Annotated in this window: 16 protein-coding genes and 1 riboswitch; of the genes, 13 read left to right on the top strand and 3 right to left on the bottom strand. The window is 47.5% G+C overall.

Annotated elements, in window-relative coordinates; translation table 11 throughout:
* Positions 1-414: 414 nt before the first annotated feature.
* From DEH07_04795 to DEH07_04770, 6 genes are all read left to right on the top strand, one after another.
* The gene (locus DEH07_04795) at positions 415-1,068 is read left to right on the top strand and encodes a GntR family transcriptional regulator (protein HBY03854.1); all 654 of its coding nucleotides are present in this window, start codon (positions 415-417) and stop codon (positions 1,066-1,068) included.
* A 55-nt stretch (positions 1,069-1,123) separates the two neighbouring features.
* A riboswitch (FMN riboswitch) is annotated at positions 1,124-1,256 on the top strand.
* A 77-nt stretch (positions 1,257-1,333) separates the two neighbouring features.
* The gene (ribD, locus tag DEH07_04790) at positions 1,334-2,443 is read left to right on the top strand and encodes a bifunctional diaminohydroxyphosphoribosylaminopyrimidine deaminase/5-amino-6-(5-phosphoribosylamino)uracil reductase RibD (protein HBY03853.1); all 1,110 of its coding nucleotides are present in this window, start codon (positions 1,334-1,336) and stop codon (positions 2,441-2,443) included.
* A 22-nt stretch (positions 2,444-2,465) separates the two neighbouring features.
* Entirely contained in the window at positions 2,466-3,122 is a 657-nt protein-coding gene (locus DEH07_04785; GenBank protein HBY03852.1) for a riboflavin synthase, read from the top strand.
* A 42-nt stretch (positions 3,123-3,164) separates the two neighbouring features.
* Complete coding sequence (locus tag DEH07_04780) at positions 3,165-4,373, top strand: bifunctional 3,4-dihydroxy-2-butanone-4-phosphate synthase/GTP cyclohydrolase II (GenBank protein HBY03851.1); 1,209 nt, start codon at positions 3,165-3,167, stop codon at positions 4,371-4,373.
* A gap of 52 nt (positions 4,374-4,425) precedes the next feature.
* On the top strand, positions 4,426-4,881 hold the full coding sequence (locus DEH07_04775) for a 6,7-dimethyl-8-ribityllumazine synthase (protein ID HBY03850.1): 456 nt from the start codon (positions 4,426-4,428) through the stop codon (positions 4,879-4,881).
* Between the two features lie 3 nt (positions 4,882-4,884).
* A complete protein-coding gene (locus DEH07_04770) occupies positions 4,885-5,925 on the top strand; it encodes a nicotinate phosphoribosyltransferase (GenBank protein HBY03849.1) in 1,041 nt (346 codons plus the stop codon).
* A 21-nt stretch (positions 5,926-5,946) separates the two neighbouring features.
* Here the strand turns inward: DEH07_04770 and rpmB are convergent, their stop codons facing one another.
* A complete protein-coding gene (gene rpmB, locus DEH07_04765; GenBank protein ID HBY03848.1) occupies positions 5,947-6,138 on the bottom strand; it encodes a 50S ribosomal protein L28 in 192 nt (63 codons plus the stop codon).
* A gap of 66 nt (positions 6,139-6,204) precedes the next feature.
* On the opposite strand from rpmB, the gene DEH07_04760 reads away from it, so the two are divergent.
* On the top strand, positions 6,205-8,283 hold the full coding sequence (locus DEH07_04760) for a DNA helicase RecG (protein HBY03847.1): 2,079 nt from the start codon (positions 6,205-6,207) through the stop codon (positions 8,281-8,283).
* A 175-nt stretch (positions 8,284-8,458) separates the two neighbouring features.
* Positions 8,459-8,713 carry a spore protein gene (locus tag DEH07_04755; GenBank protein HBY03846.1) on the top strand — a complete coding sequence of 85 codons (255 nt, stop codon included), beginning with the start codon at positions 8,459-8,461 and terminating at the stop codon, positions 8,711-8,713.
* Between the two features lie 422 nt (positions 8,714-9,135).
* On the opposite strand, the gene DEH07_04750 is transcribed toward DEH07_04755, so the two are convergent.
* Positions 9,136-10,098: a GPR endopeptidase gene (locus tag DEH07_04750; protein ID HBY03845.1), complete on the bottom strand. Its 963-nt coding sequence runs from the start codon at positions 10,096-10,098 to the stop codon at positions 9,136-9,138.
* A 151-nt stretch (positions 10,099-10,249) separates the two neighbouring features.
* On the opposite strand from DEH07_04750, the gene rsmD reads away from it, so the two are divergent.
* Entirely contained in the window at positions 10,250-10,837 is a 588-nt protein-coding gene (rsmD, locus tag DEH07_04745; GenBank protein HBY03844.1) for a 16S rRNA (guanine(966)-N(2))-methyltransferase RsmD, read from the top strand.
* Positions 10,838-10,852: 15 nt separating this feature from the next.
* A complete protein-coding gene (locus DEH07_04740) occupies positions 10,853-11,308 on the top strand; it encodes an ATPase (GenBank protein ID HBY03843.1) in 456 nt (151 codons plus the stop codon).
* A 72-nt stretch (positions 11,309-11,380) separates the two neighbouring features.
* Here the strand turns inward: DEH07_04740 and DEH07_04735 are convergent, their stop codons facing one another.
* Entirely contained in the window at positions 11,381-12,940 is a 1,560-nt protein-coding gene (locus DEH07_04735; protein HBY03842.1) for a methylmalonyl-CoA carboxyltransferase, read from the bottom strand.
* A gap of 432 nt (positions 12,941-13,372) precedes the next feature.
* On the opposite strand from DEH07_04735, the gene rplU reads away from it, so the two are divergent.
* The 3 genes from rplU to DEH07_04720 are packed head-to-tail and all read left to right on the top strand — an operon-like array spanning position 13,373 to position 14,623.
* Positions 13,373-13,690, top strand: coding sequence for a 50S ribosomal protein L21 (gene rplU, locus DEH07_04730; GenBank protein ID HBY03841.1), 318 nt, complete (start codon positions 13,373-13,375; stop codon positions 13,688-13,690).
* A gap of 20 nt (positions 13,691-13,710) precedes the next feature.
* On the top strand, positions 13,711-13,974 hold the full coding sequence (locus DEH07_04725; protein HBY03840.1) for a 50S ribosomal protein L27: 264 nt from the start codon (positions 13,711-13,713) through the stop codon (positions 13,972-13,974).
* Positions 13,949-14,623, top strand: a complete 675-nt coding sequence (locus DEH07_04720) for a hypothetical protein (GenBank protein HBY03839.1) — start codon at positions 13,949-13,951, stop codon at positions 14,621-14,623. Before DEH07_04725 ends, DEH07_04720 begins: the two co-directional genes overlap by 26 nt.
* Positions 14,624-14,638: the final 15 nt, after the last annotated feature.

The following is a 14,638-nucleotide window of genomic DNA, read 5'->3' as shown; positions in this document are numbered from 1 at the left end:
ATACTCATCGCTGTAGTAATAGTAACATATTTAAAGTTTTTATCGCTCCGAAGGAGGCGTCATGGCAGGAAGAGAGCATTGGCAAAGTTGGCTAAAGAGCAGTTCGTATCTACATGAACTTGAAAATAAAACAAGCAGTTGTTGAAGAACTATCTTAAAAGTTTTAAGAATGAATCCAAGTATCGCTAGGATAAATTGCCAACCAGTAAAATGGTTTTATAATCATACCTTCCGGTTAGGGCTGCTTAAGAATCGCTTGTTTCTTTTTAACTCAAGGCATTGAATTGATTAAGGTTCGTTAGGAGATTTGTCGAAATTTGGCTTATTTTTGTACTAGATGTAAGCTATTTTCTATTCAAGGTTTTAAATGATATAATAATGGCGTCATAAGAATATGAAAGGGTGGATACAGCGTTGGAGGGGCAGGAAACTCATGTTTTAGCAAGGTATGCGACTATTGCGGTTGATGTTGCAACACGCATCGCACGGGGGGAGTATAGGGAAGGTCAGAAGGTGTTTGGGAGATCTACCCTGGCAGGAAAGTATAGTGTGTCACCAGAAACAATCCGCCGGGCTTTGACTCTTCTTCAGGAAACCGGTATTGTCGGCGTTGTTCCCGGGGTTGGAGTTGTCGTCCAGTCCCAGAAAGCCGCCGAAGCTTTTTTAACCGAGTACGGTCACCGGAAAGTACTGCGGGACATGCAGAAAAAGCTGCACAGCCTGCTTAAAGAAAGAGAAATCATAGACCAGGAAATCGAAAAACTAATGAACGAACTGTTGGATTATACCTTAAAAATGGCCGGCAACCTGCAGCGAGTAGAAGAAATAAGAGTGTCGCCCAGTTCGGCTCTTGTCGGTAAAACACTGGCCGAGGCGGAGTTCAGGACAAAGACCGGAGCAACAGTCCTGTCTGTTTACCGGGGCGGGGAAGAAATCCTTTCACCGCAGGCCGATACTGTCGTTTACAGCGGGGATGTTTTAATCCTCATTGCTCCTCCGGAATTAAAGGATAAAGTATACGGGCTTGTGAACAATATCCCGCCAGACAGCGCAAGTGAGCATCTCTAAATTCGTCGAATTATTGACATGTGCTTGAGATTGGCTTTATAATATTCATAAAAAAGAACACCTTCGGGGACGGGTGGAATTCCCTATCGGCGGTAAGAAGCGCTAAGGCTTTGAGCCCGCTAGCCTATATGGCTGATCTGGTGAAAATCCAGGGCCGACAGTAACAGTCTGGATGGGAGAAGGTTTTGCTTTGATTCCTTATTATTTTTAAGGATTGATCAAGTTGTCTTTTGCCCCGGAGGTTTTAACGGGGCTTTTGTTATTTATGAGTGATCAAGACATGCTTTATATGGGCAGGGCTTTGGAACTGGCCAGGCTGGGCAGGGGAAAAACAAGCCCCAATCCTATGGTTGGGGCGGTGGTTGTCAAGGACGGCCAGGTGGCCGGGGAAGGTTACCATCACAAAGCGGGGAGCCCTCATGCCGAGATTATCGCACTTGACAATGCAGGTGAAAAAGCAAAGGGCGCCACACTTTATGTGAATCTGGAACCCTGCAGTCATTACGGCCGGACCGGTCCCTGCGCAAATGCCGTTGTTGAGGCCGGAATAAGCAGGGTTGTCATTGCGATGAGTGATCCCAACCCGCTGGTCTGCGGCAAGGGAATATCTTATCTTGAGCAGCGAAATGTTGAAGTCGCTACAGGTGTGCTGGAGGATGAAGCCCTTCTTTTAAACGAAGTTTTTATCAAATATATAACCACAGGCAGGCCTTTTGTAATATTAAAAGCGGCAATGAGCTTAGACGGTAAAATTGCTGCCCATACAGGGGATTCCCGTTGGGTTACAGGTCCTGAAGCCCGCAGCCGGGTTCATGTTTTGCGCAGTTTGTACGATGCCGTTCTGGTGGGTATAAATACTGTGCTGGCTGATGACCCGCTTCTTACGGTACGGCTGCCCGATGAGAAAGGGAGAAATCCCATACGGATTGTAGTTGACAGCGTGGCCCGCATACCGGTAAATTCTCTTGTGCTCTCGCAGCTGGCTGAAGCGCCGACAATTATAGTAACAACCGGGAGCGCCGGCGCACAAAAAATTGCCCGGCTGAAAAAAACGGGGGCGGAAGTGCTTGTCGTGCCGGGAGACGGGCCCCGTGTGGATTTAAAATGGTTGATGGCGGAATTGGCCAGGCAGGAAATTACCAGTGTGATGATTGAAGGGGGAGGGGAAATAAACGCTTCAGCTTTGGAAAGCGGCCTGGTGGATAAGATAATCTGGTTTATCGCCCCAAAAATAGTTGGCGGGCGGCTGTCTCCGAGCCCTGTGGGAGGTTCGGGAGTGTCTCTGATGGCGGAAACCAGGCAGATTGAAAACTTAACTGTGACGCGGTTTGGCGAGGATATCTGTCTGGAGGGTTACCTGAAAAAATTAACATGATTAAAGATCGGGGGGCATTGAACTGTTTACTGGTCTGGTAGAGGAACTTGGCCAACTTATAACAATTGTGCGGGGACCGGCGTCGGCAGGATTAAAAATTAAAGCCGGGCAGGTTTTAAAACAGGCGCGCCAAGGGGACAGCATAGCTGTCAATGGTGTTTGCCTTACAGTTACAAAGCTTGGTGAAGGTTTCTTTACAGCGGATGTTATGGCTGAAACCCTGGCCAAGTCCAACCTGGGCAAACTGGGGCCTGGAGATATATTGAATCTTGAACGGGCGATGCGTTTGGACAGCCGCCTGGGTGGGCATTTGGTCAGCGGCCATATTGACGGAGTTGGTGTCATTTCAGGGAAAAGGACGGAAGATCTGGCCGTTGTGTTTGATATTTCAGCCCCTGTTGAGGTAACGCGTTATTTAATAAAAAAAGGTTCGGTTGCTGTTGACGGCATAAGCCTTACCGTTGTAAATTTTAATGAGCAAAGTTTCAGGGTCTCGATTATACCTCATACTGCCAGGAATACTACACTGGGTTATAAAAACCCGGGGGAAACTGTAAATCTCGAAGCGGATCTAATTGGAAAGTATATAGAAAAATTTATATCGAACAGCCGCCCGGATACCGGGGAGAAAAAGGATGGAATATCCTTGTCTTTTCTGGGCGAGCAGGGATTCTTATAGAAAAAGCCTGGTAAAAAGTTTCTTTGGAAAGGAAAAAAGGCGATGGAATATAAGTTTAATACTATCGAAGAAGCTATTCAGGAGATGCGGCAGGGCAAAATGATTGTTGTGGTTGACGGCCAGGATCGGGAAAACGAGGGAGATCTGGTAATGGCCGCTGAAAAGGCCACACCGGAAGCAATTAATTTCATGGTCACACACGGCAGGGGGCTCTTATGCATGCCGTTAGCGGCTGAGCGGCTGGACGAACTGGATTTGCCGCCTATGGTGGCCAATAACACCGATCCTCACGGTACCGCTTTTACTGTCTCTGTCGATCACAGGGAAACAACTACAGGTATTTCGGCTTTTGAGCGCGCTTTTACAGTTAAGGCGATATTGGACCCGGTGACTACTGCTGATGATTTGAGGCGTCCCGGCCATATCTTTCCTTTAAGGGCCAAGGAAGGCGGCGTTCTCCGCCGGGCCGGCCATACCGAGGCTTCGGTGGATTTGGCCAGGCTGGCGGGGTTGTTTCCGGCCGGGGTTATCTGTGAAGTAATGAGGGAAGACGGGAAAATGGCCCGCGTGGATGACCTGATCAAATTCTGCAGCCTTCACGGATTAATGATTATTACCGTGGCTGATCTGATTCAATACAGGAGGCGTACGGAAAAACTTATCAGAAAGGTTGATGAGGCGAAGCTCCCCACCAGGTATGGCGATTTCATCGCTGTAGCCTATGAAAGCACCCTTGACGGGAAGGGGCATCTTGCGCTGGTAAAAGGTGATCTAAGCGCCGTCGAAGCTCCGCTGGTCAGGGTACACTCGGAGTGCCTGACAGGAGATGTTTTTGGGTCACTGCGCTGCGATTGCGGTGATCAGGTTATCACGGCGCTGGAAATGATCGAAAAGGAAGGCGCCGGCGTGCTGTTATACATGCGCCAGGAAGGACGGGGGATTGGCCTTTTAAATAAAATTAGGGCTTATAAGCTTCAGGACGGGGGGAAGGATACTGTCGAGGCTAACGAAGAACTCGGCTTTCCGCCTGACTTAAGGGATTATGGTATTGGAGCTCAAATCCTGGCGGACCTCGGTCTGGAAAAAATTCGCCTGATGACCAATAATCCCCGAAAAATAGTCGGTCTTGAGGGATACGGCCTGAAGGTTATCAAAAGAGTTCCCATTGAAATTTCTCCGGGAGCTGACAACCGCTTTTATTTATCTACCAAAAAGGAAAAGTTAGGCCATTTGTTGGAAATAGACGGTTAATTTTTTTAATTAAAAAGGAGTGAAAAAATTGAAGGTTTACGAAGGTCATTTAATGGGCCAGGGCTTAAAATTCGGGGTGGTGGTCGGACGTTTCAACGAATTTATTACCAACCGCCTTTTAAGCGGCGCTCTGGATACACTGAAACGTCATGGGGTTGCCGATGATGATATAGAAGTGGCCTGGGTTCCGGGCGCCTTTGAAATACCAACGGTAGCCCGCCGAATGATCGGCCTTGGGCGTTTTGACGCTGTTGTTTGCCTCGGTGCTGTAATTCGCGGCGCAACTCCGCATTTCGAACATGTGGCAAACCAGGTATCCAGAGGCGTCGCTAAAATCAGCCTGGACAGCGGAGTACCCGTTACATTTGGTGTTATCCTTGCCGATAGTATCGAACAGGCTATTGAACGTGCCGGCGCCAAAGCAGGAAATAAAGGTGGCAGCGCTGCTGAGATGGCCATTGAGATGGCCAATTTGCTTAAGGGAATTTCCGGCGGAAAGGAAGAATAACTTGTGGGACAGTTCCGGACGGTGCGGAGTTTAAAGGAAATTGACGAACTTACCATATCACCTGACAGGTTTCTTTTTTCCGCCAGCGCGCAGGAGATAAAAGAGGGCTGGACTACGGATATCTACTTTGTAAAGGCCAGAGAAATTTTAAAAGAAACCGGGTTGGATAAAGTTCCGGTAACAGCAGAAGTTTTCGCTCGCCATTCGGGGATATTGGCAGGCGTTCCCGAGGTTAAAAACCTTTTACAGGATACAGGCGTTGAGTTATGGTCCCTTCAGGAGGGCGAGCCATTCCGGGGAAAAGAGGTCGTTATGCGCATCAGCGGCCTCTATGATAACTTCGGAATTTTTGAAACGGCCTTACTGGGCATCTTAGCCAGTTCAAGCGGTTGGGCGACTGCCGCCAGGCAGTGCAAGGACGCCGCCGGCACGAAGAAGGTTGTTTGTTTTGGAGCCCGCCATGTACATCCTGCCGTTGCGCCTGTTATGGAAAGAGCTGCTCTCATCGGCGGCGCAGACGGAGCGAGCTGTATTCTGGGGGCGAAACTGGCCGGCCGGGAACCGACTGGAACGATGCCTCATGCTGTAATTATTATTCTGGGCGATACGGTAAAGGTTGCGGATATCTATCAGCGGATTATGCCTGAGGGGGCGCCGGTAATCATACTAGTCGATACTTTCAAGGATGAGGCGGAGGAAACATTGAGAGTTGCCGAAGCCCTGAAAGAAAGGTTAAGTGGTGTCAGGCTGGATACGCCAGGCGAAAGAGGCGGGGTTACACCTTCACTGGTTACTGAAATAAGGGCGCGCCTTGACCTCGGGGGCTTTTCACATGTCCAAATTCTGGTTAGCGGGGGATTAACGCCTGAACGTATAGTGGTCCTTGACAGGGCAGGCGCGGATTCTTTCGGAGTAGGAAGTTATATATCGTCCGCCCCGCCCATCGATATGACAATGGACCTGAAAGAAGTCGACGGAAAACTGGTTGCCAAGCGGGGCCGCATTCCGGGGATTACCCATTCGCCGCGTTTAAAAAGGCTTTAAGAAAACTGCCGGTTGGCTTTTTTAGATTGCTCTTTTTACTTTTCCGCTTCTTAAACAGCGCGTACAAACAAGAATTCTTTTCGGCGTACCGTCAACTATCGCCTTAACCCGCTGCAGGTTTGCCGCCCAGGTTCTCTTTGTGCGGATGTGGGAATGGCTTACCTTCATGCCGACTTCTATACCCTTCCCGCAGATTGTGCATTTTCTGGCCAATCAATACATCTCCCTTGAAGAATAGACTGTTAGTTATTCTATCAAAAGTTGCAGGGTCATGCAAGTATGTTTTCCAGGACACAAGGTAATCACCCCATAGACCAAAAAATTCAGTACTTGAAAACGGTTGGCCCGAAAAGGGCGGCGATCTTTAATAAGCTGGGGATCGAAACTGTTTACGATCTGCTTTATTATTTCCCGCGGGATTACGAAGACAGAAGCCAGGTAAAGACTGCCTTTGAAACTGCTCACGGCGAAAAGGCCACTCTTATCGGGACGGTAACGGGTGTAAAGGAAACAAAACCGCGGCCGGGCCTGGTCGTTACCAAACTGCTGCTTAAAGACAGCGGTGGTTTTTTTATGGGGATCTGGTTTAACCAGCCTTTTCTAAAAAAACAGTTTTCGCCCGGGAAGAAGGTTGTCCTGACCGGTAAAATAGACCGTGCTACAGGGCAGGTTCAGGTATATGCAAATGATTTTGAGCTAATGGAAGAAGGGGAAGAACTTTTGCAAGGCGGGCGAATCGTGCCCGTTTATCCGCTTACCGAACAGCTCAGCCAGCGCCTGTTGCGCAGGATCATTAAAAAAGGGCTGGCTGAATGGACCCACAGGCTGAGGGAATTTATCCCGCCGCATTTAGTTGAAGCGCACGCGCTGCCTGTTTTGCCGGAAGCCCTGGAGGAAGTTCATTTTCCGGCCAGCATTCAAAAAGCTCAAAAAGCAAAAGAACGTTTTATCTGGGAAGATTTATTTTTATTTCAGGTTGCCCTTGGTTTGCGGCGTTTAAAACTGACCAGGATAAATAAACCCCATCAATACCTCCCCCACCCGGATATTGTGGAAAAATTCACCGGCAAGCTCCCCTTTACTCTGACGGCAGGCCAAAATAACGCCTGGCAGGAAATTAACAATGATTTGGACAAGGCCGGTCCGATGTACCGTTTGCTACAGGGCGATGTTGGCTCAGGCAAAACTGTTGTCAGCCTGCTGTTTCTGCTGAAAGCGGTCGGCAGCGGCCTGCAGGGAGCGCTGATGGCGCCGACAGAGATACTTGCCGAACAGCACTACCTCGGCCTGCGGCGCCTTCTGGGTGATTCGGGGATTGAAATAGGATTCATTTCGGGCGGCCTCAGGAAGAAAGAACGCGCAGTGTTTCTTGAAAGGCTGCGCGCAGGCCAAATATCAATTATAGTAGGTACCCACGCCCTTATCCAGGATGATGTGGAATTCAAGAACCTTGCAGCGGTTGTAATTGATGAACAGCACCGTTTCGGCGTGCGGCAGAGGGCCCTTCTGCAGTCCAAGGGGCAATATCCGGATGTCCTGATCATGACCGCTACACCGATACCGCGCACTCTAGCACTGACTTTATACGGTGATTTGGAAATCAGCACGATCCGGGAACTTCCCCCCGGCCGCAAACCGGTTAAGACATACCTGTCAACAGACATGGGATCAGTTTACCGTTTTGTCCGCAAGCAGGTGGATCTTGGCCGGCAGGCATATATTATTTGCCCTCTGATCGAGGAATCCGAGAGATTTGATGCGCAGGCGGCGGTTGAACTGGAAAAAGAACTATCCTCGGGAATTTTCTTTCGGGACTGCAGGGTAGCTCTATTGCACGGAAGATTAAAAACCGACGAAAAAGAAAGGATTATGAGGTCTTTTTACAGCGGTGCGGTTGATGTTTTAATCTCAACTACTATCATCGAAGTGGGTGTAGATGTGCCAAATGCGAGCGTAATGGTTATTTTGGGAGCGGAACGGTTTGGCCTCGCCCAGTTGCACCAGCTGCGCGGGCGTGTGGGACGGGGAAGCGAAGAATCATACTGTATTCTTGTGTCGGATTCGCCGTCTGAAGATGCGCGGGAACGTTTGGAGGTCCTTACCAGGGTTGCAGATGGTTTTTCTCTTGCCGAAGCAGACCTGTCTTTAAGGGGGCCGGGTGAACTGACGGGATTCCGCCAGTCCGGCCTGCCAGAATTTAAAGCCGCCGACCTGATCCGTGATCAGCGCCTGCTTTTGCAGGTCCGTGGCGAGGCTTTTAAATTGCTGGAAACCGATCCGGAGCTTATGCGCCGCGATAACATATTATTGAGGGAGGAATTACAGGCAAGGTCGATGTTAAATTGGGGCGGGGGTTGATTTTTGAACAAAATATAATGATATTCTTAATATTTAAAGCATCAAATTAAAATTTAACTTTAATAGTTTTTAAATCCTTATTTTCAAGCTATTAACTGGGTAAAATGTTCTAGTTTAAAGCCATTTATTAATGCTCATAATAAGCTTAAGCTGAAAATAAGGAGGTGAAAATTAAATGGCACAGGGACAGAAATCAAACAGGATTCTCATTAATCAGGCTTCCAACGCAATGGAGCAGTTCAAGTGGGAAACTGCTGCCGAGCTTGGAATTCAGGTTCCCCAGGGTGGTTACATGGGTGATATTCCTTCCCGTGTTAATGGTGCAATAGGCGGCAATATGGTCAAAAAGATGATCGCTGCTTACGAAACAAGCCTGGCTAGCGGCAACCAGCCTCCGACCCCTCAGGTTACTTCCAGCGGCGCCCGCTAGAGCGTTCCTTAAGGAAGTTTTTCCTGACTGAGAACCGAAGATGAGTAAAGGATATATTTTCTCTAAACTACAGGGTTTAATTGAAAATGGATATTAGCCGGAAGACCAGTTTGTAAAGTATAACTGGTCTTCTGTGTGTTTTTAACAGTATAGATACCCATGCTGCCAATGCAGTGTCTTCAATAAGATGAAAATTCATCAGCAAAGGGGGGGCAATGCCTTAAGTGCGATTTTGAGCCTTCATTCAAAGAATGAGTGAACCTTAAGGACAAGCGAGGGAACTGTTTGAGGCGCATGCGCTTAAGTTTGACTTAAGCCCGAGGGTGAACGAGTTCGTACAAGTATAAGAGGCGATTATTAAGCACGCAGGCAGTTGACCTCCCTAAGATAAGCTAATTTTCAGTATATACGGTTATCAATAATTAATGCATATAGAATGTATAGTCATCCTGGGTTAATTCCGGCTGTAAAGCCGATGTTATACCGGTTGCTATAATTTTTGCCGTGCTGTGGATCAAGGTGTCAATCTCTTTGGGAGTAACTGTCAGATTTCCTCCGAAGGGTTCGAGCACTTTATTGATCACCTGTTGCGAAAAGTTTGGCCCTGTTTGATTGTTTGCCTGCGCCTGTTTTAAATACTGTTCAATAGCATCACTTGCTATAACGGCAGCGTGAACCACTGTGGGCACACCGATCGCTATTACTGGCACACCCATTGTTTCCTGGTTAATACCGGATCTCTGGTTTCCTATACCGGAACCGGGCTTAATTCCAGTGGTGGCTATTTGGATTGTTGTTGCGATGCGTGTTGCACTGCGGGCAGCAAGTGAGTCGACGGTGATGATTAATTCCGGGTGGACTTTTTCCGCAACTCCCTTGATAACCTCCGCAGTTTCTATACCCGTAATTCCCAGTACGCCGGGCGCCATGGCGCTGACTGATCGCATTCCTTGTTTTAATGTCTGAGGAGCGTAATTAAAAAGATGGCGTGTAACCAGACTTTGCTCAATTACTTCAGGACCCAGCGCATCAGGGGTTGCCCGCCAGTTTCCCAGCCCGGCCAGTAAAATATTAGCGTATTCGGGGAGGTTGATTAATTTTTTGAGATAGCGGGCCAGTATCTCGCTTATTTCCTTATGCGCCAGGGGATTGTTTTCCCTGATTACAGGCGCTTCAATGGTTATGTAAGTGCCGGCCGGTTTTCCCATGATTTTTTCGGCGTAAGGTTCAATAATATCTACTATGGTTACCTGGGCATGTTCGTAATTCTCCTGATCGACCTTTACACCCGGAATTTCCTGACCGGTTTCCCCGCGCACAATTTCCCTTGCTTCCAGGGCAAGGTCCAAGCTGATTCCAAAATTCTGGCAAACTTCACTTAACATGATCGACACCTTCTATGATTGCATAGATATAGCATTCCCTCATAAATTTTGTTTATGTGCGTAGATTCCAGGAAAATACTTAATTAATACAAATTAGTTTTATCATTGTGTTAAGATTATGGTAAAATGTACGGAAGAAGGAAAGCTTGGCATGGTTAGGGTAATTTCCGGCATATACAGAGGCCGCCTGCTTAAAGTGCCCCGCGGGTGGAAAGGTCGTCCGACCGGTGACAGGGTAAAAGAAGCTCTTTTTGATATACTCGGCGCAAGAGTTCAGGAGAGCAGGTTTTTGGACCTTTATGCCGGAACCGGCAATGTGGGTATCGAGGCAGTGAGCCGGGGAGCGCGGCGGGTCTGCTTCGTAGATCAAAACAGCAAAGCTGTGCAGGCTATCTATGAAAACCTAAAATTTTTAACCGGGGACTTATCCGCTCAAGTTTGCGTAATTAAGTCGAATGTTTTAAAAGCCCTTAAATTAATGGCAAACAGAAAAGAGCTTTATGATATTGTCTTTCTTGATCCGCCGTATGAGCAGGGCCTTGAAAATCCTACAATCGAGATGATCGGCAACAGCGGTTTGCTCTTACCGGATGGCGTTATTATTGTGGAAAGCAGTAAAAGAGAGGTGTTGCCGGCTAGGATTGATAATTTAACATTAACACGCCAACACAGGTACGGGGATACACTGTTGACTTTTTATAGTTTAAAACCTGAACTGGCTGATTGTCCAAGCCAATAAAAGGGAGGTTTGTAAGTGGAGCTGTCAAATATCCTTAACGAACTTGAGGAACTGGTTGAAGAAAGTATGCGGGTTCCCCTGACAAGGAAAGTTTTAATCAATGAAGACCGGCTATTGGATTGCCTTGACCGGATTCGCACATCCATACCGGAAGAAATGCGTCAGGCAAAATGGTTGATTCAGGAACGCGAAAAGGTGCTTTCTGATTCAAAAAGAGAGGCGTCAAGGATTCTGGATGATGCTAAAAGACAAATGGACAGGCAGGCTGAGGAAAGTGAAATAACACGCCAGGCTCAAATAATAGCTGAGGAAATGATCCAGAAGGCGGAACAGGTTGCCTTTGAAATTAAACAGGGGGCACGAGATTACGCTGATGATGTTTTAGGCGGGATTGAAAAAGACCTCGAGAAACTAACGGACCAAGTGAAAAAGGGCAGGGAAGAATTGAACGGTTTAAAACAAACTGATTAACGTTAAAGCAAACTGGTTAACGAATCAAAAGGGGCCTTCCAAATGGAAGACCCCTTTCCTAAAGAATTAACTTTACAGGTTGATATTCGAATATTTTCTCCAGGGTCTGGCAACTTGTTTGTTTTCCAGTATCTCCAGGGCCTGGCAAATAACTTTTCTTGTATCGTGCGGCATAATCACATCGTCAACATAACCGCGTTCCGCGGGCTGGTAGGGATGCTCGTATGCCTTATTGTATTCTGCAATTCTCTTCGCTGCTGTTTCTGCCGGGTTCGGAGAATTCTTAATTTCCTTGGCAAAAATTACACTTGCCGCAGTAGCGCCGCCGACGATGTTAATCTTGGCTGTCGGCCAGGCGTAGCACAGGTCTGCCCCGATGCTCTTGTCCAGGATGGCGTAATGAGCGCCAGCATAAGATTTTCCGGTGATTACTGCAATAAGGGGCACCGTAGCGTCGGCCCAGGCATAAAGGGTTTTTGCACCGTGACGCAGGATTCCTTTATGCTCTTCTTCGGAACCAATCCAGAATGCAGGGCAGTCGACAAGGGTTACTACAGGGATATTGAAAAGGTCGCATGTGCGGACGAATCTGGCCAGTTTATCAGAGGAGTCGCAGTTCATAGCGCCTGCAAGGAAGTCGGGATTGTTGACAACCATTCCGACTGATCTCCCATCGAAGCGTGCGAAGCCGACGATTAATTGTGGAGCAAACTCCTTGTGGATTTCAAAGAAGCTTCCCTTATCCACAACCATATCGATAAGCGGGTATGCATCGTAAGGTGTCATCAGCAGCGGGTCAGGCAGGAAGTCATCCAGTTCCGGGATCTCTCTGTTGGGGTCGTCGCCAATTTTTACAATCGGGGGCTTTTCCCTGTTGTTTTGGGGCATGTAGGAGAGAAGTTTCTTAGCCGCATCTATGCACTCAAAATCGTCTTCTCCCACGATATGCGTGTTTCCTGCCCTAACAGCATGCGGTTCCCAGCCGGAAAGCTCTTCCAGGGAAATATCCTCACCTGTTTGTGTTTTTACGAAGGCCGGTCCGGCAATTCCTAAAAAGCCGGTTTTTGCGCTTTGAATCAGGAAGTCGTTCATAATCGGGTGGTAAGCCTGACCGCCAAGGCAGGGGCCAAGAAGCAGCGCTATCTGGGGGATGATTCCTGAAGCGCGGCACTGGGCTGCAAAGGTCCAGCCGTATGCCTCCAGGGTATCCATTCCTTCCTGCAGACGTGCGCCGCCGGAGTCGTTAATGCCAATAAAGGGCCAGCCCTTATTCTGGGCAAATTCAAGAGCCCAGACGAATTTTTTGCCGTGATACTCACCGAAAGTCCCGGCCATAGCCGTGAAGTCCTCTGAGATTACAACGACGTTACGGCCGTTTATTTTTCCGTATCCAGCCACAACGCCTTCTGCAGGGACGTACACTTTATCCATGCCGAATTCTGATTGGCGGTGCTTCATAAAAGCGCCGACCTCCCAGAAACTGTGCGGGTCCAGAAGTAAGTCAAGTCTCTGGCGGGCGTCGGTCTGTCCTTTTGCCCTGCGTTTTGCTAAGGCGTCTTCTCCTCCCATTCCAAGGGCGGCTTTCCGCCTTTTCATATAATCATCATAAATATCATCAAATTTAGTAGCCATTACGCGCCTCCTCTTTTTGTAATAATTCACAAGGGGTCAAAAAATAATAATCTAAATGACTATCTGGTTGGTAGAAATCCAACCTTTAAATTGCCCCTCATCTTCCCTTTCCCTTTCAAACTAAGGAAATACCACTTTTCCTGATTATCTTTTTTGTATAAAATTAACACCTCCCCGTTTAAGCGTTATCTGTGAAAGCAAAAAGACAAAAGCCGTGTATGCCGCGACAAAACCATGTGTAAGCAAATTTCCAAAAGAATTATAACTTGGGGATGGTGAACTTGTCAACATTAACGGCTTTAGTGTCTTTACAGATGCTTTTTTCTTGACATTGGGCAATACTGTGTTAAAATATTACATGTGGTTTGACGATGGTTTTGAAAACCGCTTATTTAATTGTAGTTTGAAACAGGATAAAGGAGAGTTGAACGGGTGTACGCAGTTATTGAAACTGGTGGCAGGCAGTACCGGGTACGGGAAAAGGAAACGCTTCTTGTAGATAAGCTTTCCGTTGAAGCTGGTCAGGAAATTACCATTGACAAGGTGCTGGCCGTTTCGGACGGAGAAAATATAAAAATAGGAACACCTTTTGTAACAGGGGCAAAAGTTATTTTAAAAGCTGTACGACACGGACGGGATCGCAAAGTGATCGTGTTTAAATATAAGGCAAAGAAAAATTACCGCCGTAAAAAAGGCAGCAGGCGTTCCTTTACACAGGTATTTGTAGAAAAAATCGAACAGGTTGTTTAGCAATCGGGAGGTGAATAATCATGGCTCATAAAAAGGGAGTTGGAAGTTCACGCAACGGGCGGGATTCACAGCCCAAGATGCTTGGCGTAAAACGTTTTGACGGTCAACTTGTTTCTGCTGGCAGCATCCTTGTGCGTCAGAGAGGAACAAGGATCCATCCCGGAACTAATGTTGGCAAGGGCAGGGACGATACATTATTTGCGCTTGTAGACGGCCTTGTTTCCTTCCAGCGCAAAGGCCGTGACAAAAAACAGGTCAATGTGGAACCTGTTCCTGCAGTATAGGTTTCCATCAACCAATATGAGAATGAAAGGCCGGTACAAAACCGGCCTTTTTTATAATGCCGAATTAATAATTTTGGAGGGCCTTGTAATGGATACGGAAATGTTTCTGGAAATAATCCGGATGCAAAGGCATGATTTTTTAAACCACATTCAGGTTATTTCCGGTTTTTTACAGTTAAATAAAATAGAGCAGGCCAGACACTATATTGATGAAGCCGTAATGCAGATTAACCGTTTCGGAGAATTTACCCGTCTAAAACCGCCTGAGGTTGCCGCAGCATTATTGGGGGCCAGGAACCAGGCTGCAAAATACGGTATTGAGATCGATCTGCAGGCTGGGGGAAACCCGGAAACATGCCTGGCGCCAGGGAAAGATTTCGGTTTAAGCCTGCAGAAGATATTGGATAAAGTGCTGTCAGGTTTTTTGCCTGAGTCAGAAGACCGTAATTTGAGAGTCAGCTTTATGGAAGAACCGGGAAAGTTTATCTGCCGCCTCGGTTTTCCCATTTCGGCGTCCAGTAATGACCTGAATAAAAGTATTGAAGCCGTTAATCAGAGCATGAGCGCCTGGGGGGGCAATGTTGTTCTTACAGAAACAGAAGGTCTGTGCGAAGTATTGTTTTGCCTGCCCCAAAAGGAAACTGGCTAGAAGTTATTAGTGATG

The sequence above is a fragment of the Desulfotomaculum sp. genome (genome assembly GCA_003513005.1).
Classification (GTDB): domain Bacteria; phylum Bacillota; class Desulfotomaculia; order Desulfotomaculales; family Nap2-2B; genus 46-80.
This window is presented reverse-complemented; position numbering and strand designations above follow the sequence as displayed.